Origin of the sequence: Rhodococcus sp. X156, assembly GCF_004006015.1 — a bacterium.
In the GTDB taxonomy this organism is placed as follows: Bacteria; Actinomycetota; Actinomycetes; order Mycobacteriales; family Mycobacteriaceae; genus X156.
The window spans coordinates 658,318-680,285 of sequence record NZ_CP034766.1 but is presented as its reverse complement, the minus strand read 5'-3'; the positions used below and the strand labels follow the sequence as shown (position 1 = coordinate 680,285).

Genomic DNA, 21,968 nt, shown 5'->3' with positions numbered 1-21,968 from the left:
ATCCACGAGCAACTACCTTCCAGCCCAACGGATCTCACGCTTCGTGACGTACCCCGGGGCCCCTTCCCGTCGCCCCGAACCTTCGCGCCATTGCGGAGCAGCGACTTATCGCTAATCCGTATTCGCACATTGCTGGGCAATGCCACACCATTCATAGGGTTACACCATCGCTCACCCATTGTGACCTTGCTTAATGTCGTGAGATGCGGAGAATTCCCGTCATGCCACGCCATCACCGAAACGTCGTCGAGCAGCGACGTATGCAGAACCTTGCCTTTTGGGCCTTCCTCGCGGTCGCCCTCGTGGTGGGTGCCATCATGTACCTGACGTTGCAGAATCGCGGCGTACCGGCCAGTCAGCAGTCCATGGTGGAGCTGGTTGTGCCGGCGCCTTCGCCCACGGCTGATCAGGCGGGTACCGCGGTCACCACCACGTTGTCGCGATAGGTGTTGCCGTAGCCGGGCACGTGCACAATGGGGCCGCCACAGGTCACCAGCACCAATTTGCGCTCACCCACCGGGCCGGCGAACACCGACTTGGGCAGTGCGGCCTTTACCACCACTTCTTGGGCGGTCACCCGCCAGCGGGTGGTGTGGCCTGCGGCGTCGGCTGCGTGCACCACGGCGCCGGGCTGCACCTTGTAGAGGTCGTAGAGCACGCCGTTGCCCTGGCTGTAGTCGTTGACGTGGCCGGCCAGCAGCGTGGTGCCCTCGGCCACGGGCTCTCCAGCTGGGCCTGCCAGCGGGGCGCCCTGGTCCCACATTCCCACCACGTGCACGTCGCGGGGAACGTTGAGTGCGCCGGTCTCGGTGGTGCTGGCCGGAACCAGCCGTCCGCTGAGGCAGAGCGAGCCGATCACCACCGTGGAGGGCGCCACGGCCAGCTCGCACCCGGCAGGCTTGTCGCGGAGCGGGTCGGCGGCTGCAGGGGCCGCCTCCAGCGGCGGCAGCTCAGCCGCGGGAACGTTGAACTGCACGCTGGGCAACGGCGCCGCGGCGGGCTCCTCTGATCGCGATCCCTGCACGATCAGCACCACGCCGGCCACCAGTGCCACCAGGATCGCGACGACCAGTCCGCCTTGTGCCACTCGTGCTGTGGTGGTTCGTTCGCTCATGCCGCGCCTCCGCTAGTGGTCGCCGGAAAATGGGCTAAGCCCCGCCTCTGGTGCAGAGGCGGGGCTTAGCGACCAGACGCCGAGGCGCCCGGGGTGAGAGCTAGTGCCTGATCAGGCAGCGTTGCGGCGACGCAGCACCATGACGCCCGCGCCGGCACCGGCGACGGCCACCAGGGCGATACCGCCAGCGAGAACCGTGCCGTCGGGGCCAGTGCCCTCGCCGGGAACGCCGGTGTCAATGCTGGAGGCGTTGTAGGACGAGGCGGAGCCGGTGCTGCCGGTGCCGGTGCTGCCGGAACCGGAGCCGTTCAGGCCCGAGCCCGAGCCGTTGCTGCCCGTGCCGGTACCGGAGCCGCCGCCGGTGCCACCGGCGCCGTTGCCGGAGCCGTTGCCCGTACCGGTGCCGTTGCCGCCGGGAATGCCGCTGCCCTGGCCGGGGGCCACGACGGTGAACTCAACACGGGCGATGTTGCCCGCGCTGCCGACGAGGTCCACGTGGTGCGGACCGGCCTCGAGGCCGGCCGTGGAGAAGGTGAACGACACAGCACCGGCACCGTCGGCGACTGCAGTGCCAATGTTGCGCGGCGTGGAGAACACCGTGCCGACGACGATCTCGCCGATGTTGAAGTTGAACGCGTTCACCGTGACGTTCTGGCCCGCCACGACGATGGTCTGACTGATGGACGCGACCGGCGGGGCGTCGGGGTTGTACACCTGGGCGGAGGCGGGTGCGGCGGCCAGCAGCGAGCCGCCCATGACCAGAGTGGCGGCCGCCAGGACGCGAGTAACTCGGAGTGCCTTCATCGCACTACTCCCTTTGAGATCGTATTTAGCAGACCTAGCGGCATGCTCAGTGAAACCCTAACAGCACCAAGGGTAATCAACAATCCTAGTTGGAACATTGGGGAACGTTGATCTCTGTACCCATCGGCTCCACCAGTGGCTGCACCGGGACAATCGCCCGGCCAGGGGCGGTGGGCTCGGTCAGGTTGTACTGCAGCTTCTTTGTGGCACCGGGAGGAATCTGCACGTCCACTGTGTACACCGGATGACTACGCTCCGTAGCCACACGGGCAGTGGCGGGTACTCCGTCTACCGTTACTGAGAGTAGCTCCGCCCCGTGGGTGGCATTCAGCGCGACGAGCAGCCGGGAGGTGCCCGGCGGTCCGACTGCACCCCGGTCGATGCGTCCGTAGACGTAGGACGGTGCGTCGGGCCCACCGGCGGGAACGTTGTTGGTGAGGTCCACGGTCACCGTCGATGCGCGGACAGGACCGACACAGGGGCCGGCCGTGTAGCCGACCTGGCGGCCCAGGTAGTACTCCAGCTTGTTGCCGGCCGCGTTGTTCACCACCACCTGCGCGTAGGGCTGGTCCGTCTCGGGCACCGTGTGGCCCAGCGGGGTCGCCGCCAGCACCTCTGCCTCGCCTGGACTGCTACTCCAGACGGCTAGCCGCCCCTCACTCGCAGCCCTGCCTAAAGCGCCTAGCAGCCCTGTGGTCGAACCCCCACCCCCCCGAAGGATCTTATCGACCACCGCAGACGAGATCGACTGCAGATAATCCTTGCGTGCTCGTTGATCGTCGGGGTACCGGAGGTAAACCTCCGATTCCGTCAACCGCACCACGTTGCTTCCGTCCACAGTATCGCCCGTAGCGGACTTGACTGGCCCGGCCACCTTCAGCAGGTAGCTCAAAGCCACGGGATCTGTGGCGATAGCGCCATCGAGCCGTTGACCGGTTTCCTGCTCCCACAGCGACATCCAGATCTGGGCGGCGTAGGGAAAATGCGCGCTCGCGTTGCTGTTCGCCCAGACACTTGTCGACCGGTAGACGTCGTACTGTTCGGAGTACTCGGAACCAAGGTCGATGCCCACCTTGCCACGGTTGCTTAGATCGCGGTTGCTGCCCAACGTGTCAAGGCTGATCCTCCCCTGGTCTGCGGTCAGGATGCCGTACGCACCGACAAGTCCGCCCGTTCCACGCGCCTCGGCGTTGGTCTGGAAGGCCAGGAAGTAGTTGCGCGGACCATCCGCTCCCAGCATCGGCGGGAGCAGCGTAGATGCAGTGACAGCGTTCGACAGCAGACCGTTCAACTCAGCTGACCTTCCCTGCAAATTCTGGCGCGCATCGTCCACCTTGCCTATCCAACTATCGGCGGGAATTGCGTCGATCCGATTACGCAGGACAGAAGATGCGGAAAGCGCGTCGCTTAGCGGATCACGGGCACGACTGAGCGCCGCCAGATCGACCTCCGCCCCAGCGACGCGCGAATTCTCTGGGGATAGCGCAGCCGCCTGCTCGACGACGGGACGCAGCACTAGCGCCACTAGATCATCCGCAGCCTCCGCAATGCTGGCCGTGGACTCGAACGGCGTCCCCAGGTACGGCACATCGCCCATCGCTCGCCAGAGCCACATCGACGTCGCCGAACGTGCGTCAGCCGTCTCGGCAGCCGCCAACTCGACTTCCCGCTGGGCGGCGCCTACGTCTAGCCGGACCAACTCAGCGCGGGCCCCCTGCAAATGCCTCTGCGCAGATTCGAGGTTGGCCCGAGCGGAGAATGCAGAAAGTCCGAGCCAGACACCTAGGACGAGGGTGGCCAGGGAAAAAAACCCCGCCACTACCAGCGCAGTACGGTGGCGCCGGTGCCAGGCGACACGGCGACGTCGACGGACGCGTCGTCGCGGGGGCGCCGAAGGCGCCTGCAAGCTGTTCAAACTACCCTCGGTATCCACTAGTGCCGTTCCACCTTGGCCGCTCGATCGGGCACAGCGGCGCCGTTGACGTCGGCATCCAACGCAGGGCCAACTGGCGCATCACCGGGCGAGTGCACCCCGCTGGCCGCGGGCCGGGGCTCGGTTTCGTAGTAATAGGCGTAATCGTAGCCATTCGATTTAACCGGCACCATATTCAAGATAGTTCCCAGCACGCGTCCGTCCACACTGCGCAAGTTCTCCGTCGCGCGTGCCAGCTTGTCCCGTTCAGTATGCCCATGCCGCGCAACCAGGATCGCACCATCAGCTTGAACGGTCAGCACCGCAGCGTCAGTCACTGGCAATAGCGGGGGCGCATCAAAAATGATGTAGTCGTAACGAGTGCGCAGATCCGCAAGCAGGTCCTGCAGTCGGCTGGAGCCTAATAACTCGCTCGGGTTCGGCGGGTGGGGGCCTGCAGCCAGCAATTCGACAGTCAGATTACTAGTCGGCTGCAACACATCATCCAGTTCTGCGGTGCCGGACAGCACGTTAGTCAAGCCGACGTTCTCCACAAGCCGGAGATAACGCGCTAGTCGCGGTCGTCGCAGGTCAGCCTCCACCAGCAGCACACGATGACCGGCCTCACCTATCGCGAATGCAAGATTCAGTGCCGTCGTCGTCTTACCCTCATTCGGCAACGCGCTAGTGACGACCACCACATGGGGAGGGTTGTCCACATCTAGAAACTGTAGGTTCGTCCTGACCTGTCGGAACGCCTCCGCGCTAGCGGAGTGCCCCTCCCCGAAAGAAACGAGGGGCTGTTCGGGCCTCACGGAGTCGTACGGAATCGCACCCACGACCGACGCACCGGTCGAATCGACCACTTCCTGCCGGCTCTTAACTGTCTTGTCCAGCCGGTCTCGGAGAAGGGCCAACCCGAGACCGATCAGGAGGCCGAGGACAGCGCCAAACGCAACATTCTGCCTGGTATTTGGGGACACAGCCATGGTAGGTAAGTCTGCCTGTTGAACCACCGTGACCTTCGTAGCAGCGGTCGCGCCCCCCTGGGGCGTCTCCAATTCCGACACCAATTGCGTAAACACAATAGCCAGAGTGTTCGCAACGTCTCGCGCACGTTCAGGAGACGGATCGGTAACAGTGACTTGGAGGATGACCGTATCTGGAACGACCTTAACTGTAATCCCGCTAGATACGTCGGAGGCACTTACTGGAAGTCGCAGCGCATCAACGACACGTTGAGCGACCTCGCGGCCCTTGATTAACTCCGAGTATGAGGTGACACGCTGTTGGGAAAAAAGACCGCCCTGGTAGGCCGACGTGGTGTTGTCCTGGCCAGTTGTGGAGACAAACAACTGAGTCGTTGCCGCATATTTCGGGGTGGTCAGCAGCGACACGGAGAGCGCTACGAGTACTCCTGCCGCTATTACTGCAACCACAAGCTTCCATCTACTCCGTAAAATCCGGAAGTAATCACTAATCTCCACCGCGCTGACCTCTCCGTCGCCTCGCCTAGTTGTTCCGCGCTCAACAGCAATACCGCCACCGAGGTCGCCCGCAGGAGCGTGGCACGCGGCGCATTCTGCGAATCCCACTCTGGCTGACCGTAGGCTACCTCCCAATGACCGGCCTCGACCCGCCGCCCTAACGCGATACGGCCGCCCACGGCGCTTGACCCATGCACCCGTATCGCTGCTCCCCAGCCCGCACTGGTCTGAACAACCCGCAGTGGCCGACAGAGCAGCGCCGACCCCTCCGCCCCAAACCCAGACCCGCGCCTCAGCCGAGCCCGCCCGCCTCGAAGAGAAGCAATCAGCCAACGCATCGGCACCTGGGGCAGGCGCCGCTCGCCGGCGCAGAGCGCCACGTCGAGGCATCGAAAGCCCTGTTGAACTGTTGGCCATGCCGTGCAGCCTTGAGAAGTCCAAACCACACTGACCGCAGCTACTCGTCGCCACGGCTGCTTCCAATAAGACTCAGCAGTCAGCTACTCGGACAAAGCCGTCCAGGCCGGCCGGGACCGCGGCGTAATCCCCAGAGATTCGCACCGTAGTGAGGTGCCCGGCTAACAGCCGCGTCTGCAACCAGGGCTGGCCTCACCGTCATTTCACGCGATGAAAGAAGTTGTCCTCACAACTGAAGGTCGGAGTCCGCGCGCCCCACCAGTCCCTTCAGGTCGTACAGAACGCTGCGTCCAGGCTTTCCAAAGGCGCGAATGCCCTCCGCGCCCAGTTCCCGGAACGAATCATGAGCCACCGCGCCAATGATTGCGTCGTACTCGCCGTGGCCCGGACTCTTCGTAACGGTGATGCCGTACTCCCTTGACGCCTCGTCACCATCGACCCAAGGATCGTGGACGTCCACCTGCACCCCATAGGATTCAAGCTCTCGACAAACATCGACGACACGCGTGTTCCGTAGGTCTGGCGTATTTTCCTTAAACGTGAGGCCGAGGACGAGGACCCGCGCCGTGCGTAGATCAATTCCAGTTCGGATCATCTGTCGGATGAGCTGAGACGCAACGTACGCCCCCATCGAATCATTCAGGCGTCTGCCGGCGAGGATCAGTTCTGGATGATACCCAATCTCTTGTGCCTTGTATGTAAGGTAGTAGGGATCAACACCAATGCAGTGACCGCCGACCAAGCCCGGCCGAAAGTTGAGAAAGTTCCACTTCGTAGCTGCAGCAGCAAGTACATCTTCAGTGCTAATCTCCAGCCGATTGAATATCATCGCAAGCTCATTAATCAAAGCGATGTTCAGGTCTCGCTGCGTATTTTCGATAACCTTTGCGGCCTCGGCGACCTTGACGGACGGCGCCATATGCGTACCGGCGACAACCACCGACCGGTACAGGTCGTCAACAAACCGTGCCGCTTCAGGAGTGGAGCCTGAGGTAACTTTACAGATGTTCTCAAACCTATGCTCCTTATCGCCAGGGTTAATGCGCTCGGGGCTATAGCCAACATAAAATTGATCATTGAAGACTAATCCACTGAGCTCCCGCAGCAACGGCACGCACTCTTCCTCGGTTGCACCCGGGTAGACGGTGGACTCATAAATAACTACGTCACCATCCTTAAGCACTGCGCCGACCGTCCGGGTGGCAGCAAGTACCGCGCTCATATCTGGATTCTTGTGGGGGTCAATCGGAGTAGGCGTGGTGATAATGTAGACATTAGCTTCACCCAGCGCGTCCGGCTCACATGTAAACGTTAACCGAGTCGCAGCCGCCAATTCCGTCGATCCGACCTCCCTGGTCCGGTCGTGCCCACTAGACAATTGCTCAATACGGGTTCGGTTGATATCGAATCCCACAACATCGAACTTTTGGGAGAACGCGACGGCGAGCGGGAGGCCCACATAGCCAAGCCCAACGACGCCGAGCTTCGCATCACGAATTTCTAGATTCATCAACTTCCACCAATCATCGGATCGTGCGATCTAAGACGACCGCTTCAACATTCCAACTCGACACCATCAAGGCGTGCCAGGGTCCACTCCTACTCGCACACTTTGCCCAAACGGCGAAGCACTCAACCTCACGCCGCCACCCTTCTGCCCACATTTCGGAGAACCCTAAGATCGCCTCTGCCCACGACTGCCACGTCACGGAGGCGAAGCTCCTTAACCCTGCAGAAATAGACCAAGAAGGCACCGCCGGTCACAGTGTATGAGGCGACGGACGCTCCGGCGGCGCCGTATGCGCCATAGGCTGGTATAACGACGAGGTTTGCAACAGAGTTAAGTAATACAGCTACAGCCAACGTCGCAAAATAGAACACTCTTCGCCCCTCGGAGAGCATCACAACACCGAGGACCTTGTAGTAGATCATGCTAATAACGCCAATGGATAACACAGCGCACAGCCCGTACGCAGCGGCGAAATCTTCGCCGTACAGCAAGGGGATGAGTAGCGGTCCAAATGCAATAATGAATACCACACTCAGCACCCCAAGGACTACCGCCGCTTTTAGTGGTAGGACGGCCGCTCGCACGTCGCTGGAGCGGGCGACGCGGGACATCAGAACTTCCTTTATCGCATCGGGAATGACCCACAGGTAGACGACAATGCCTGCAGCGACTGCATAATTACCGAGGTCCTCAGGACTGCCGAGCCACTTCAACATCAGAGTATCGATATTATAATTCATAATGATCAGCAGGGAAGTAAACATGGGTAACCAGCTGTAGGAGACAATCCTTTTTGCACGGTCGGCGTCAAGACGGCCCCGGGATAGTCCGCCGACACCAATGATGTACGCCAGGATGGCGGCCAGCCAAGTACCACTGGAGATTACTACCGGCCAAACTAGGCTGGAAGGTAGCCACAGAAGCATTCCCGCGTGGGCCAGGATTCGCAGCACAGATATGCCGATATTCGTCCAGATCTTGAGCCGAATATGGTACACCGCCATCGCACTTTCCATCTGCTGGTACAGCACGGTAACAACGAGGAGAAGCAGGAGACATCGAACCGTCCTGTCGGGCACGAGAAATGCCAAGAGCCCCGCCGCGACGGCATAAAACACAAACTGAACGGCGAACAGGCGCAAGAACGTATCTAGCGTCCTACGGTTCGGCTCAGTACGGAAGAAATAGGGGAACGCCTGGTTCAGCCCCATGCCGAAGATAACGGCCAGCATTCCAACTGCCTGGGTAATGAAGGCCAGCTCCCCGCGCAGCACAACACCCAAATACCTGGCGATAATCACCGAGACGACCAGACCGGCTACAGAAGAGATGGCCTTATTGATTAAATTTAGGCGATAGTCCCTCATTTAATCCCACCACCGAAGCTCGACACGTCGCCCAGGCACGCCATCCGCATTAGTACGTCCGGGTCGCAGGTTTCCGAGTCATACGCATGCCTTGCCTGCTCACCCAGCCTACGGCCGACACTCGGCTCGGCTAATAGTCTTTCAATAGCATCAGCGATCGCTAGCGAGTCAATAGCGCAAACTACCCCCGTGACGCCATCAGCCACCTGGTCCGCGACAGTCTCGTAGGCCGTTGCCACAATCGGCTTGCCCAACGCTCTCGCTTCCTCGACAGCGTTGGATCGACCCTCCGTGCGAGAAGGATGAACATAAATGTCCGCCCTCTCCAAATATGGAATCGTATTCAAGACACTTCCGGGGAGGGTGAAGAAGTCGCAAAGATCACGCGCCCGAATCATCTTCTCCAACTTCACCCTCTCGGGACCCTCGCCTAACACGATCCAACGAGGCGAAAAGCCGCGCTCGACGAGCGCAGCGCATGCCCCGATCGCAAGATCGAGGCCCTTCAGGTGGTCCAATCGCGAGATCGTGAGCAGCGTGAACGACCCACCCCGTAGGGGAGCCGTATCGATCGATCCTTCCAGTCCGATGCCCCGGGGGATGTCGTTCTTGTATACAGCCATGTTTCCACGGATGCTCGGGTACATGTCTTGAAAGATCTCGGCGCATTGCTTAGACACCGCAACGGCTCCCGCCAACTTGTCGTAGTACTCGCGATCGACAACTTCGTCGCGCTCGAGCACCCGCGTGTCGCTGCGGACCCAGTGATACTTGAACCTTGCATCGACAAGGTCAACGATGGCGTAGGTCGAGAGGCCCAGGATTCCAAATGCCGCATCATAAGTACCCGGAACTCGCGGCAGCTCCCGGCTGACAACCCTCCATACTCGCTGACGAACGCGTTGCCATCCACGCCGCTCGCTGACGCCCTTCAGTAGCTCCCAGATGGCAGCCGGCAGAGTCCGCAGGCTGAGAGATCGAAGAAGGACACCGAGGCTCCGCGCCATCTCGGCGCTGGGCAGGGTTGCAGCGACGACCCGACGAGGAGTGTCTATAACCCGCACGCTGGAGGGTACGAACGCCGAGAGCGGCCCTGTACGCCCGTTGAGCACCATCAGGTCGACGCACAGCAACTCGTAGTCGAGGCGGTCCAGCAGTCCGATCAGGCTCTTCTGCGGCCCACCGATGGCCATAGAGCTCACCACAACGAGAACGCTCGTCTTCTCCAAGCTAGTCACCATGCCCTACCTTGCGCCCGCGGCTTCGGCGGAGGCCCTGCGCGATCAGCGCTACAGCGACACCCGGAACCAACACGTAGCGGAATAGAAACGGAACAACGAAGTTCACCGATCCACGGACACTAAACCCTACGAGGGCAAATGACGCTATCACGAGCGCCACCCTCAAAGGCCCGGCGGACGACACCTGAGTGGGCACGCGCAATAGTGTTGTAAATAGCACACCATACACGAACATTGCCCCGCATCCCCCAATCCAGGAGAAGTTCATATATGCCTCAGCAAACGGTGTGAACCCGGGGCCATAGGACATTCCCATTCGCTCCATGAGCCATGTGGCAGGGCTGCTGAAGCCCGTATCCGCCGCAATATCGGTCAGAGGCCCGCGCAGGAATCCCGGGAAAAGATGGGCCACGCTGCTTACATACGTTCCCCCAGCAGCGAACGGTTCCGCTGCTGGAATCAACTCCATGATCTTCACCAAGGGGAACAGAGTTCCGCCCGTGGTCTGCAGAGTGGTTTCGAATGGGTTCTGCTCCCGTATCGAGTCGAGAAGGCCGACTCCGACTCCGCCGAACGATTGCCGGATTACTCCTACCGCAGGGATCGCGATGATCGCGAAGATGAAGACGAGTATCAACTTCAACCTACGGCCCTTGCCGACCCGAGCAAGCTGTGTCCCAACGAGATATGCGGTGAGCAGATAGATCATTCCCTCGCCACGGTCCCCAGCAGCCAGGCGCAATATTGCTACCGAGGCGAGCGCTAAGGCCGCCCACTTTCGATGACTTTCGACTCCCCCACATCCTATGAATACCAAACCCACGATGAAGAGATAACTGAGGTTCAGCAGCGGTGAACTGATCCGTGCACCCTCTGCGTAGTACCCTGAGTACCCTTCGGTGAGGATGACCCGAAAGTTATGGAGATTCGCCACCATAAATGGGACCGCTCCCACAACAATGCAGACCGCGCCGGTAGATCGAAGCGCCGTCCTCCAATCGTCAAGCGACGGCCCTGCCCGGTACCGGGCAGGGCGTGCCCCCGCAATTTCGTTAGTGGCGACGCAGGCCGCGCAGAAAAAGCAATATGCAACCATGTAGAAGACCGCCGCGCGGATAACTGAAGCTTGCGCCTCCCTATTGAGGACGTCTGCGCCAGACGGATCGATCCCGACCGAGAACAGTACAAGCTGCCCCGACGTGAAGATTGATAGAAGCCCTGCGTACAGCACGGTCGGGGCCATCAGAGACCCAAATGACCTTCGCAGGACGCAAAGTTGAGCAACCACGAGCCCGTTGTTCACCCAGCACAGATAAAGGACTTGCTGGCTCGCCAACTCGGTGGGTCGATGTCCACCGACCACATAGATGGCCCCAAGTACCGCAAGGAGGATCGCAGCCTCTCCGAGCAATAGAGGCATCGACAGCGACCGAAAGCGCCGCCTATTGCCGAACGTGAGTCCCGGGACATCGGATCTATCTAGCGACGGCGTAACCAACTCGCACCGCCCTTGTGTGGATGCGTACGGGAAGCACCAGCGGCAAGACCACTCATACCAGTTGAAGAGGGCGTGTACTTTCGTTTCCAGTACAGCGCTAGGCAGATACCAAGAAGAAGGGGCACACGCTCACCTCGACCGCCACGCAGCTCACCTAGGGCCGTGCAGTCGGGTCCGCCCGCCGCAAGTCTGCGGTAGGCGTGATACTTGACAGCGTGCTGCAGACGGGCGCTCAAGGAACGAGATTGCTGCCTCTGCAGGGACGCGTACGTCATCATTCCAAGGGGGTTCCGCATCCGGAGCAACCTCCCGCTCGCACTGAGGCCATCAGCTTGGTACTCAGCGAAGCCAACGACATCATGCGTGAAGCATAGAGAAAACTCCGGCGCCATCATGAGCTGGAGAACCGTCGGCCCTAAGTAGGACTCTCCTCCGAACTGTGGATAACGGTACCGTTCGACAACACGCCTGAAATAGCCGACGCTTCCGTCGTATTTGCCGAAGCTCTCATCATAGGTCGCGCGCGTCATCACGACGTCTTCGTTATCTGCCCCGCCGGGCGCCCCTAGCAAGTCCCCACCCGCGGTTCGGTAACAGAAAAACACGGCACCTACATCATTGGCGGGTGCGTATTCCATTGCTTTCGCGCGAACAGTACGAACCGCACCGTCGTCAAGGCGATCGTCGCTATCCACAATGAGGTAGAACTCCGCGTTAATGCTATCAAAGGCCACGTTCAGCGAGGCGCACTTTCCCTTGTTCTGATCGTTCCGAAGCACCGCAATCTCGAACCTGGATACTGCGGTTACCTCTGCCAGCCATTGCTGCGTACCGTCCGTACTGCAGTCGTCGACAACGACCCAGACGAACGCGGAGTCACACTGAAGACTGAGACTCTCATAAAGTCGCTTCAGAAGTGGCAATCGGTTATATGTAGGCGTCACGATTGCGATTGTCAGGGGTGCGGACGATTCTGGACCCTCGCGCTCGCTAGTCATTGGGGCCGCCCCTTTTTCTGACGATACTGGCTGGCGAGCCCGCGACGACTGAGCCGCTCGGTACATCGCGGGTCACGACCGAGTTTGCGCCGACAACGCTTCCCGGACCAATTTTCACCCCGGCGACAATGACACATTGTGCGCCGATCCAGCAATCATCACCGATGTAGGTGCTCGCGGTAGACACACCCTGGTCGTTGATCGGAGTGTTTAACTCGTCAAACACATGGCTCGTAGACATTACGGTGGTCCCGTGTGCGACCGAGATGTTGTCGCCGAGGCTTATACCGCCAGCCGCATCGATGTAGCACAGGGGATGAATGCTCACGTTTCGCCCAATTCGGAGCCCTTCCACATGCAGAAGGTAGACGTCCTCGTGGACCGAAACGTTCGCCTGTGGCGCCACTCCGAGCGACGAGAGGAGGCAGTAGCGAAGACCAATACCAGCCTTTCCCCTGAGTCGCCGGGCCGCGACAAGAAGCCACCGACGAAATGGGCGGGGCAGAAGCCGTAAGCCTCCCACCAGAGCGAGCAGTAGTGGCTCAAGCCGGTCAAATAGTTCCCTACCACGCACGCTATTTCACCCTCACGAGACGCTACCCGCCGTAGTTGCAAGGCGATTGCCTAGATGCTGGCGCATCCAGGCGATGGTGGACTCAAGCCCTTCGCTCAGAGACACTGGCTCTACTGACGGAAAGGCCTCGCGCAACTTGTCATTTGCCGCCTGGGAGTGGCGGACATCGCCCGGCCTAGGGGGTCGGTATTCAATCCCGAGCTCCGCACCGAGCGCTGCACCCAGCATACGAATAAGTTCATTGAGTGTGGTGCGTGTGCCGAATGCGAGGTTCATGGGGGAGCCGGTCGTCCTGGACACAACGGCCTGCGCGATCGTATCAACCACTGTGCCGACATAGGTAAAGTCCCGACTTTGCTCCCCGTCTCCGTTCACCGGCAGGGGAAGCCCGGTCAACGCAGCCTCGAGGAACACGGGAACCACTGCCGCGTAGACGTGTCCGGGAATCTGTCCTGGTCCGAAGACGTTGAAGAAGCGAAGCGGAAGAACGGGAAGGTCGTAGCAACGGGCGTATGCCATTGCGTACTGCTCCGACGCAAGCTTCGACACGGCGTACGGGCTCACTGGGAGACACTGAAGGTCTTCGGTTTTCGGGATCGCGCTGTTGGCGCCGTAGACGGAGGATGATGAAGCCAGGACGACGTGGGCATTTCCGTTCGCACGCGCGGCCTCGAGGACTTTCAAAGTTCCGGTAGCATTGGCATCGTGGGTTGACATTGGATTGGCGATACTCCTCGGCACGGAGCCGAGCGCGGCGAGGTGGACGATGGCACTGCAACCGTGTGCCGCTCTCGCCATGGCTCGGTCGTCGAGGATGCTCGCGTGCTCAAAGGTCACTTCCAGCCCGTCGAGCGCTTGGAGGTGGCCGTTTGACAAATCGTCAATGACCGCGACCTCGTCGATAGCAGGATCTGCTAGCAGACGGCGGCAGAGGTTCCCGCCAATGAACCCGGCACCGCCTGTAACTAAGACTCGCATTGAAGTTGCACTCTCCTAAGTTTCCCAGTATCCATCTGCTGACCGAAGTAGGCTTCCGTCAGTTCCCATACAAGTCGTCGGTCGAACAGTTTCACGGCTCGTTGGCGCGCTCCGTCGCCCAACCGGTGTCGAAGCTCTGGATCACGCAGCAGTTCGGCCAGGGTTTGAGCTAGGTCGCCGCTGGCACCTGGGATGAATAGACGTCCCGTCTCACCATCAATCACGGCGTCGACGCATCCTGTGACCCGTGACGCAACAGTTGGGACGGCGTTGACACCCGCTTCAAGCACTACGTTCGGGAATCCCTCTCGCAGCGTCGGTAGGCATAGAACGTCCATCAGTGGGTAGTAAGGGCGAACGTCTGCGACGGCACCGAGCCACTTCACTCGGTTTGGGCGCACACCGGCTTCCTTCAGAAAAGTCTGCAGGGATCCCTCCGGCTCGTCTGGCCCGACTAGCAAGATCTGCGGGAATAGCTTCTGCTCATCTAGTTGCTGTATCGCTCGAAGGAGGGTTGGTAGGCCCTTGTCCGCAGCTAGGCGGCCGACGAATCCGATAGTTGGAACGTTGGGGTCTAGACCCACCATGGCGCGTAAGTCTGTCGATGTTTCTGCGACATGGAAGGTTACGAGGGGCGCGATTTCTACTCCATTTGACGAACCCGAACCCAGGACGATGACCTTATCCTGTTGGCTGAGTCCCTCACGCAGAAACTCGGCCCGTAAGCTTTCGCTCACTGCCAGTACCGTTGTAGATGTGTATGCCGTAAGCCGTTCGAGCAGATTCAAGACCCTGCGTTTCCCGCCGGTTTCCGTCGCCGACCGCAAACCTCTAAGCAGGTAGATTCGCACCGGTACACGGGTGACGTATGCCGCGAGCATACCCAGTAGGCCAGCTTTGGGTGTTCCCGAGACGACTAGGTCTGGCTTTAACGAATATAGCAGTCTTGTCCATGCAAATAGAGCTCGGGCGTCGCGCAGTGGCGCTGGCTCTCTACTCATCCTGACCTGATGAAATATGATGTTTTCGCTGTACAGGGATGCTGGGCAGTCATTGGCGACCACGTGAACTTCCCATCCACGCCCCGCGAGGTGTTCGGGGAATCCGGTCATCAGTTTGAGCGACTGTGCCGCTGTGACTGCCAGAACTATTCGCCGTCCGTGACCGAGCGCTGCCGTCGTCGTCCCCTGACTCCCGTTTCGCTTATCTGTTCCGCGAGAGCCATCGGCGTCTGTTTCGCGGCCATCGCCATTCAGGTTAATGCTGAGGCGGTTCCGCCACTCTGCGCGACCGGCGTGGTCCGCTTCTACCCTCGTCTTGTATCGTCGTATTGTGTGCAAAAGGGTCACGATCGCCCTCCCCCGAGGATCCCAAGAAATTCAGGCATTGTGACTTCACCGTCTGCGCTGATTCCGTCACGACGGAGTACAGATCGCACGGTGCGCCACAGAATCTTGAGGTCTAGGGCTAACGATTGGGTGGCGATATACTTGACGTCGAGTCGGAACTTCTCTTCCCAGCTCAGCGCATTGCGGCCCGAGACCTGAGCCAAGCCCGTCAACCCGGGACGGACGTCGTGCCGACGGGCCTGCTCCGGGCTGTAGCGGTCCAGGTACTGCATGAGCAGCGGGCGTGGCCCGACGAGCGACATGTCGCCGCGCACGATGTTCCACAGCGTGGGCAGCTCGTCCACGCTGGTGGCCCGGAGCAGCCGGCCCAGGGGTGTCATCCGCGATGCATCGTCGGTCCAGCCACGAGCAGGGTCCACCGGCAGCATCGTGCGGAACTTGACCATGGTGAACGGCCGGCCGTGCAGGCCGGGACGGGTCTGTGTGAAGAGCACCGGCCGGCCCAGCTTCACGGCGATCACGGCGGCCACTGCGGCCTGCGCCGGAAGTGACAGCACGAAGGCCGGCACCGTCACGGCAAGGTCGAAGGCGCGCTTGGCGCTCACTGGACGCACAGGTCAGGCCCGCCCGAGGGCCGAGCGCGCCGCGGCAAGCACCCGCGCCACGTCGTCGTCGGTCAGCACTGATCCGCTCGGCAGCGTCACCCCGTGGTTGAAGAGGCGCTCGGAGGTGCCGTTGACGAACGCGCGCGCGTCGGCGAAGACGGGCTGCAGGTGCATCGGCTTCCACAGGTGACGCGCCTCGATGTCCTCGGCGCCCAGCTTCTCGATCACCGAGTCCGCGGTCACGTCCACCACCTCGGGGTCGAGCACCACGGTGGTCAGCCAGCAGTTGTCCTGCGCATCCCCCCGCTGGTCGTCACGTCCCAGAAAGCGCACACCGGCAATGTCCGCCAGCCCGTCCACGTACCGCTGCCGGATGGCGCGGCGGCGAGCGATCATGCCGTCCAGGCGCGTCAGCTGCGCCCGGCCCAGCGCCGCCAGCACGTTGGAGAGGCGGTAGTTGTAGCCGATCTCGGTGTGCTGGTAGTACGGCACGGGCTGCCGCGCCTGCGTCGAGAGGTACCGGCAGCGGTCGAGCAGCTCTAGGTCGTTGCTCAGCAGCATGCCGCCGCCGGAGGTGGTCATGATCTTGTTGCCGTTGAACGACAGTGCCGCCGCCCGTCCGAACGACCCCGCCTGGCGCTCGCCGTAGACCGCTCCCAGTGCCTCTGCGGCGTCCTCCAGCAGCGCAACGCCCCGTGCGTCGAGCGCCTCCACGATCTCGTCGTAGTCGGCGCAGCGCCCGAACAGGTCGACGGTCATCACCGCCGCCACCGTGGTGCCCTCAGCCTGCAGGGTGTCCACCGCATCGATCAGCAGCTGCGGGTCGACGTTGCCGTCGCTCGCCTGGGCATCCACGAACACCGGCGATGCGCCGGTGTAGGCGATGGCGTTGGCCGACGCCGCGAACGTCATGCTCGACACCACCACGGCGGTTCCCGGCTTGGCGCCCAGCTCCAGCAGGGCCAGGTGTAGCGCCGCCGTGCCGGAGGCGAGCGCCAGCGCCCCAGCAACCCCCACCCGCTCCGCGATCTCCGCCTCGAAGGCGTCGACGTGTGGGCCCAGGGGTGCCACCCAGCCAGAGCGCACCGCGTCGAGCACGTACTGCTCCTCGACCTCGGTGACGTCCGCCTTGGACAGGAAGATGCGCGACATCAGTGGCCCGCCGACACTGTGTCGGTGGAGTCCGCGCTGCGGGAGGCGCGTTCGCGCATCCACTCCGCCGCATCGTCGTGGCTGGTCTGCACCACCTCGCGCACCCAGTCGGCGTCGATCAGCGGCACCGACACGCTGGAGACCAGCGGGTGCGCCGTCGGCTCCCGGGTCTCGCCCGGGTAGAACAGCTCCTCGGCCAGCTTCTCCCCCGGCCGCAGCCCGGTGAAGTTGACCTCCACGTCGGTGCGCCCAGACATGCGGATCAACGTGTGCGCGACGTCCACGATCTTCACCTGCTCACCCATCTCCAACACCATCACCTCTCCGTCGGAACCCAGGGCCGCCGCTTCCAGCACCAGCTGGCAGGCCTCCGGGATGAGCATGAAGAAGCGCCTGACGTCGGGGTGGGTCACCGTCACCGGGCCCCCGCGCTCGATCTGCGCGGTGAAGGCCGGCACCACGGAGCCACGCGAGCCGAGCACGTTGCCAAAGCGCACGCTGACAAAGCGGCCCTTGCTGCGCCGGGCGAAGTCGGCCGTCAGCCGCTCCGCCACCCGCTTGCTGTAGCCGAGGACGCAGCTGGGGTTGGCCGCCTTGTCGGTGGAGATGTTGACGAAGGTGCCCACTCCCGCGTCATCGGCGGCCTGCAGCACGTTGAGGGTGCCGATGACGTTGGACTTCCACGCCTCCAGGGGGTACCGCTCCAGCAGCGGCAGGTGCTTGAGCGCCGCGGCGTGAAACACCACCTCCGGCCGCTGGCTCTGGAACACCGCGCGCAGCGCCTGGGGGTCGCGGATGTCCACCAGCAGCACGCTGTCGTCGTCCAGCAGCCCGTGGCCGGCGAGGCTCAGCTGCGTGGCGTGCAGCGCCGACTCGTCCCGGTCGAGCAGCAGCAGCTTGGCGGGGCCGAACTTGGCGATCTGCCGGCACAGCTCCGAACCGATGGAGCCACCCGCCCCGGTCACCAGCACCGTCCGCCCACTGATCTGCTCGGCGATCGCCTCCTGGTCCAGCTCGATCGGCCTGCGCCCCAACAAGTCTCCCAGGTTGACGTCGCGCAGGTCGTGGGCCGTGGGCTGGCCGTCCATGATCTTGCGCAGCGGCGGCAGCACCATGGTGCGCAGCCCCAGCGCCTCGGCCCGGGCCGTGACGTCGCGGATCAGCGCAGCGTCGGAGTTGGGCAGCGCGATGGCCAGGTCGGTCGCCTCGTACTTGGCCGCCACTGCTGCGAGGTCGTCGCGGGTGCCGCGCACCCGGATGCCCTCGATGCGCAGGCGCGCCTTGCTCTTGTCGTCGTCCAGCATGGCTACCGGGATGAAGGAGTTGTCGCCGTCGCGCAGCATGCTCCGCAGCAGCCGGCGGCCCGCTTCCCCAGCACCGAAGAGGATCACCCGGCGCTCCCGCTCCTGGGCGGCGTAGCGGCTGGTGCTGAGGGTCCGCACCGCGAAGCGCAGGGCGAACATTGCCATCAGCGCGAGGGCGCCGGCGCTGATGGGGATGCTGCGGGGAATCATCACGGGGTTGACGGTCATGGCCCACACGAACAGTCCAAGAGCGACCCCGGCAACGGTCCGCGCGACGTCCACGATCTCCTCGAACGAGCCCCGCTGGTGCCCCACCGCGTACGGGCCGATCAGGCCACCAATGACCAGCTGCCCGATCACCGCGACAAGGGCGAACCAGGCAGCACCGCCCACCGGGATGTCGGTGAAGACGAAGTCGAACCGCAAGAGGCACGCCACAAAGATCGCCGCACCCCAGAGGAGCGCGTCCGCGCAGGCCCAGGTCCACCGGACCAGTCGGTCGCGTTGCGCGCCAGCCAGCATGGTCTCGAGCGGATTCACCACCGGGGTGCGCTCTCTGGTAGCGGTCACTGCTGCCCGCGGTGGGACGATGGTGCGCCGAGCAGGTGCGCAGTGGCGCTGGGCGTCGAACCGGTCTTCATGTGTGCGGCGTTCCCCTCCGAGTGCGGGCCGAGCAGCGCCGTCAGGCGGTCGGCCGGCGAGCGCAGTTCCCCCTGATCGCTCCCCCGAGTAGGCAACTCTACTGGGGCACTTGACCACTCAGGAATCGCGTCGCTCCTCATGAGACTCAACTTCTTTCTGAAGTCACCTGCACGCACGAAACGTTGAAACTGAACGTAAACCAACGTGACCGTCAGTAACGACGGTAGACCGTACGGCGTCTGGGATCAATCCCCCTCCGACCGGGACGAATTCACCGAAACGGGGGCAGATGTGCTCACCCGCCTGAATCCGTTGCGGCGATCAAATACCTTTGTGGACACAACTCCGAGGTGAAGCCGCCGTGAATTGTTCACCTCTCGGCGAGTCGTCCCAGGTGGACCCGCGTCCTGCAACTTTTGACGATGCGCGCCAGGATCAAAGCCTTGCCCACCGACTGCACTCTCGGCATCTCAGTGATGATCTTCTTGACGTGACAGGGATCACGTCACCTAGGCGAGGGAGAAGTCGCTCGGCGTCACCGTCTCGCCGGCCGACCGAGGGTGCCGTCCACGGTGGACGGCACCCTCCTCGGCACCTGGACCCTGCTCAGCTGGTCAGCGCGACGTACTTGGTCTCCAGGTACTCGTGGATGCCCTCGCTGCCGCCCTCGCGGCCAAAGCCCGACTCCTTGATGCCGCCGAACGGGCCGGCCACGTCCGACACCACGCCGCGGTTGATGCCCACGATGCCGCTCTCCAGCGCCTCGGCCACCCGCAGCCCCCGGTCCAGGCCCTGGGTGTAGATGTAGGCGCACAGGCCGTACTCGGTGTTGTTGGCCAGCGCGATGCCCTCCTCCTCGGTGTCGAAGCCGGTGATCGGCGCCACCGGGCCGAACACCTCCTCAGCCAGGATGCGCGCATCAGCGGGCACGTCGCCCAGCACCGTCGGGGTGTAGTACGTGCCCTTGCCCTCCGGCGCTGATCCTCCACACAGGACCTTGGCGCCCTTGTCCACCGCGTCCTGCACCAGCTCGGTGACGGTGTCCACCTGGTCCTGGTTGATCAGCGGACCCACGTCGGTGTCGTCCTCGGTGCCGCGGCCCACCTTCAGTGCCTGCATCTTGGCCACCAGCTTGGTGGTGAACTCCTCGCGCACCGCGTTGGCCACGTGGAACCGGTTGGCCGCGGTGCACGCCTCGCCGCCGTTGCGGATCTTCGCCAGCATCGCGCCCTCCACCGCCGCGTCCACGTCGGCGTCGTCGAACACCACGAAGGGCGCGTTGCCGCCCAGCTCCATGGACGTGCGCAGCAGGTGCTTGGAGGACTTCTCGATCAGCGTGCGCCCCACCCCGGTGGAGCCGGTGAAGGTGAGCTTGCGCAGCCGCGGGTCGGTGAGCAGCGGCGCGGTGACCTCGCTGGAGCGTGAGCTGGGCAGCACCGAGAACACCCCCCGCGGCACACCCGCCTCGGCCAGGATCTCCCCCAGCAGCAGCATGGTCAGCGGGGTGGCGCTGGCCGGCTTGACGATCATGGTGCAGCCGGCGGCAAAGGCCGGGCCGATCTTGCGGGTGCCCATGGCCAGCGGGAAGTTCCACGGGGTGATGGCCAGGCACGGCCCCACCGGCTGCTTGGTCACCAGGATGCGGCCCGTGCCGGCCGGGGAGTGGGTGTAGCGGCCGTTCACCCGCACCGCCTCCTCGGCGTACCAGCGCAGGAACTCCGAGCCGTAGGTCAGCTCCGCCTTGCTCTCCGACAGCGCCTTGCCCATCTCCAGCGTCATCAGCAGGGAGAGGTCGTCGGTGCGGGCCACCACCAGCTCCCACGCCCTGCGCAGGATCTCCCCGCGCTCCCGCGACGGCGTGGCCGCCCACTCCTGCTGCACGGCGCAGGCGGCGTCCAGCGCCATGACGGCGTCCTCCGGGCTCGCGTCGGCAACCTCGGTCAGCGTCTCCCCGGTGGAGGGGTCGTCCACCGCGAAGGTGGCGCCGCCCTGCGCGTCCACCTGCGCACCGCCGATCCACAGCTTGGTGGGCAGCGAGTCGATGAGCTGCTGTTCGCGCTGACTGAGACCGGACACGGGGGCTCCTTGCGTCGCTGAGGTGTGCTCGTTCCTGCCTATCACGGACGGGGGTAGGGCCGCCGCGCGGCGGATGGCATCCTCATGACTCTCGGTAGGCAGCGAAGGGACCACACATGGGCAAGCTCGGAATGGCGTTGGCACGCACGATGGTTGTGCCTGCGGCGTTGCTGCTGGCCGCCTGCGGTGACGGCTCCGCCGCCCCCGACGCGCAGTCCAGCACCGCCCTGCCCAGCACCACCACGGCCGAGCCCACCACCACCACCACCCTCGCCGCGCCCACCAGCACCGCAGCCCCCACCACCACGGCCTCGCGCACGCAGCCACCCGTGGCCACCCCGTCGCCGACGGCCGCCCGCCCCACCACGCCGCCGCTGGTCGCCCCCACCGCCACTACCCCGGTGGCCGTCAAGGACCAGGCCTGCCCGCCGGTGCAGGGCCTGCAGGTGCTCACCCGCTCGGGCAACGGCACCAGCGCCGTCGGCTGCGCGGACGCCGCCGGGGTGCTCGACGCCTACACCGCCCAGGGTGGCGGCACCCGCACCGTGCAGGGCTGGCAGTGCGCCTCGGCCGCTGCCGGCGTGGCCGTGACCCGCTGCACCAAGGGCGAGCTGGTGCTGGCCACCTACGACACCGCGGCCGCCAGCGCCGCCAGCGCCACGGTGAACCAGGCGTTCCTGTCCCAGCTGGCCGACTTCACCGTCCCGCTGGCCGTGGGCATCGGTGGCGGGGTGGCCGAGCAGGTGACGCAGGCGCTGGGTCACCAGGTGTGCGGCCAGCTCTCCGCCGGCACCGACTACGAGACCATCGCCAACGGCATCTCCGGCTCCTTCGACTACAACGCCGACGACGCGCGCACGGTGATCACCGCCTCAGTGCTGGCGATCTGCCCGCAGCACAAGAACCTCGTGGGGGGCTGACCGCTCCGCGCTGCGGTGAC

16 protein-coding genes are annotated in these 21,968 nt (G+C 63.3%); 1 reads left to right on the top strand and 15 read right to left on the bottom strand.

Annotated elements, in window-relative coordinates:
- Window positions 1-406 precede the first annotated feature (406 nt).
- The 15 genes from ELX43_RS03215 to ELX43_RS03140 form a co-directional block, all read right to left on the bottom strand.
- On the bottom strand, window positions 407-1,114 hold the full coding sequence (locus tag ELX43_RS03215; protein ID WP_127782109.1) for a class F sortase: 708 nt from the start codon (window positions 1,112-1,114) through the stop codon (window positions 407-409).
- 111 nt (window positions 1,115-1,225) lie between these two features.
- Entirely contained in the window at window positions 1,226-1,918 is a 693-nt protein-coding gene (locus tag ELX43_RS03210; protein WP_127782108.1) for a hypothetical protein, read from the bottom strand.
- Between the two features lie 85 nt (window positions 1,919-2,003).
- Window positions 2,004-3,575 (bottom strand): DUF4012 domain-containing protein, encoded by a 1,572-nt coding sequence (locus tag ELX43_RS03205; RefSeq protein ID WP_127782107.1) that lies wholly within the window; start codon window positions 3,573-3,575, stop codon window positions 2,004-2,006.
- A gap of 275 nt (window positions 3,576-3,850) precedes the next feature.
- Window positions 3,851-5,707: a polysaccharide biosynthesis tyrosine autokinase gene (locus ELX43_RS03200; protein WP_241249850.1), complete on the bottom strand. Its 1,857-nt coding sequence runs from the start codon at window positions 5,705-5,707 to the stop codon at window positions 3,851-3,853.
- Window positions 5,708-5,960: 253 nt separating this feature from the next.
- On the bottom strand, window positions 5,961-7,244 hold the full coding sequence (locus tag ELX43_RS03195; RefSeq protein ID WP_127782105.1) for a nucleotide sugar dehydrogenase: 1,284 nt from the start codon (window positions 7,242-7,244) through the stop codon (window positions 5,961-5,963).
- Between the two features lie 128 nt (window positions 7,245-7,372).
- Window positions 7,373-8,611: an oligosaccharide flippase family protein gene (locus ELX43_RS03190; RefSeq protein WP_127782104.1), complete on the bottom strand. Its 1,239-nt coding sequence runs from the start codon at window positions 8,609-8,611 to the stop codon at window positions 7,373-7,375.
- Window positions 8,608-9,849: a glycosyltransferase gene (locus tag ELX43_RS03185; protein ID WP_164860565.1), complete on the bottom strand. Its 1,242-nt coding sequence runs from the start codon at window positions 9,847-9,849 to the stop codon at window positions 8,608-8,610. The genes ELX43_RS03190 and ELX43_RS03185 overlap by 4 nt, the downstream gene beginning before the upstream one ends.
- Window positions 9,842-11,095 (bottom strand): O-antigen polysaccharide polymerase Wzy, encoded by a 1,254-nt coding sequence (gene wzy / locus ELX43_RS03180; protein ID WP_164860564.1) that lies wholly within the window; start codon window positions 11,093-11,095, stop codon window positions 9,842-9,844. The genes ELX43_RS03185 and wzy overlap by 8 nt, the downstream gene beginning before the upstream one ends.
- Window positions 11,096-12,340: 1,245 nt before the next feature.
- Window positions 12,341-12,676 carry an acyltransferase gene (locus ELX43_RS18150; RefSeq protein WP_164860562.1) on the bottom strand — a complete coding sequence of 112 codons (336 nt, stop codon included), beginning with the start codon at window positions 12,674-12,676 and terminating at the stop codon, window positions 12,341-12,343.
- Between the two features lie 258 nt (window positions 12,677-12,934).
- Window positions 12,935-13,900: an NAD-dependent epimerase/dehydratase family protein gene (locus tag ELX43_RS03165; protein WP_127782099.1), complete on the bottom strand. Its 966-nt coding sequence runs from the start codon at window positions 13,898-13,900 to the stop codon at window positions 12,935-12,937.
- Window positions 13,888-15,249 (bottom strand): glycosyltransferase family 4 protein, encoded by a 1,362-nt coding sequence (locus ELX43_RS03160; protein ID WP_127782098.1) that lies wholly within the window; start codon window positions 15,247-15,249, stop codon window positions 13,888-13,890. Before ELX43_RS03160 ends, ELX43_RS03165 begins: the two co-directional genes overlap by 13 nt.
- Window positions 15,246-15,854, bottom strand: coding sequence for a sugar transferase (locus ELX43_RS03155; RefSeq protein WP_241249691.1), 609 nt, complete (start codon window positions 15,852-15,854; stop codon window positions 15,246-15,248). Before ELX43_RS03155 ends, ELX43_RS03160 begins: the two co-directional genes overlap by 4 nt.
- 12 nt (window positions 15,855-15,866) lie before the next feature.
- Window positions 15,867-17,006, bottom strand: a complete 1,140-nt coding sequence (locus ELX43_RS03150) for an aminotransferase class I/II-fold pyridoxal phosphate-dependent enzyme (protein ID WP_127782096.1) — start codon at window positions 17,004-17,006, stop codon at window positions 15,867-15,869.
- Complete coding sequence (locus tag ELX43_RS03145) at window positions 17,006-18,736, bottom strand: nucleoside-diphosphate sugar epimerase/dehydratase (protein ID WP_206518092.1); 1,731 nt, start codon at window positions 18,734-18,736, stop codon at window positions 17,006-17,008. The genes ELX43_RS03150 and ELX43_RS03145 overlap by 1 nt, the downstream gene beginning before the upstream one ends.
- Before the next feature lie 822 nt (window positions 18,737-19,558).
- Complete coding sequence (locus tag ELX43_RS03140) at window positions 19,559-21,028, bottom strand: NAD-dependent succinate-semialdehyde dehydrogenase (RefSeq protein ID WP_127782095.1); 1,470 nt, start codon at window positions 21,026-21,028, stop codon at window positions 19,559-19,561.
- A gap of 116 nt (window positions 21,029-21,144) precedes the next feature.
- Here ELX43_RS03140 and ELX43_RS03135 point away from each other — a divergent pair, with 116 nt between their 5' ends.
- Complete coding sequence (locus ELX43_RS03135; protein ID WP_127782094.1) at window positions 21,145-21,948, top strand: DUF732 domain-containing protein; 804 nt, start codon at window positions 21,145-21,147, stop codon at window positions 21,946-21,948.
- The last annotated feature ends 20 nt before the right edge of the window (window positions 21,949-21,968 follow it).

Coding starts and splice junctions, on each gene's coding strand:
- ELX43_RS03215 (WP_127782109.1), bottom strand. CDS start 1,114: ATGAGCGAACGAACCACCACAGCACGAGTGGCACAAGGCGGACTGGTC.
- ELX43_RS03210 (WP_127782108.1), bottom strand. CDS start 1,918: ATGAAGGCACTCCGAGTTACTCGCGTCCTGGCGGCCGCCACTCTGGTC.
- ELX43_RS03200 (WP_241249850.1), bottom strand. CDS start 5,707: ATGCCTCGACGTGGCGCTCTGCGCCGGCGAGCGGCGCCTGCCCCAGGT.
- ELX43_RS03195 (WP_127782105.1), bottom strand. CDS start 7,244: ATGAATCTAGAAATTCGTGATGCGAAGCTCGGCGTCGTTGGGCTTGGC.
- ELX43_RS03190 (WP_127782104.1), bottom strand. CDS start 8,611: ATGAGGGACTATCGCCTAAATTTAATCAATAAGGCCATCTCTTCTGTA.
- wzy (WP_164860564.1), bottom strand. CDS start 11,095: ATGGCCCCGACCGTGCTGTACGCAGGGCTTCTATCAATCTTCACGTCG.
- ELX43_RS03165 (WP_127782099.1), bottom strand. CDS start 13,900: ATGCGAGTCTTAGTTACAGGCGGTGCCGGGTTCATTGGCGGGAACCTC.
- ELX43_RS03150 (WP_127782096.1), bottom strand. CDS start 17,006: ATGTCGCGCATCTTCCTGTCCAAGGCGGACGTCACCGAGGTCGAGGAG.
- ELX43_RS03135 (WP_127782094.1), top strand. CDS start 21,145: ATGGGCAAGCTCGGAATGGCGTTGGCACGCACGATGGTTGTGCCTGCG.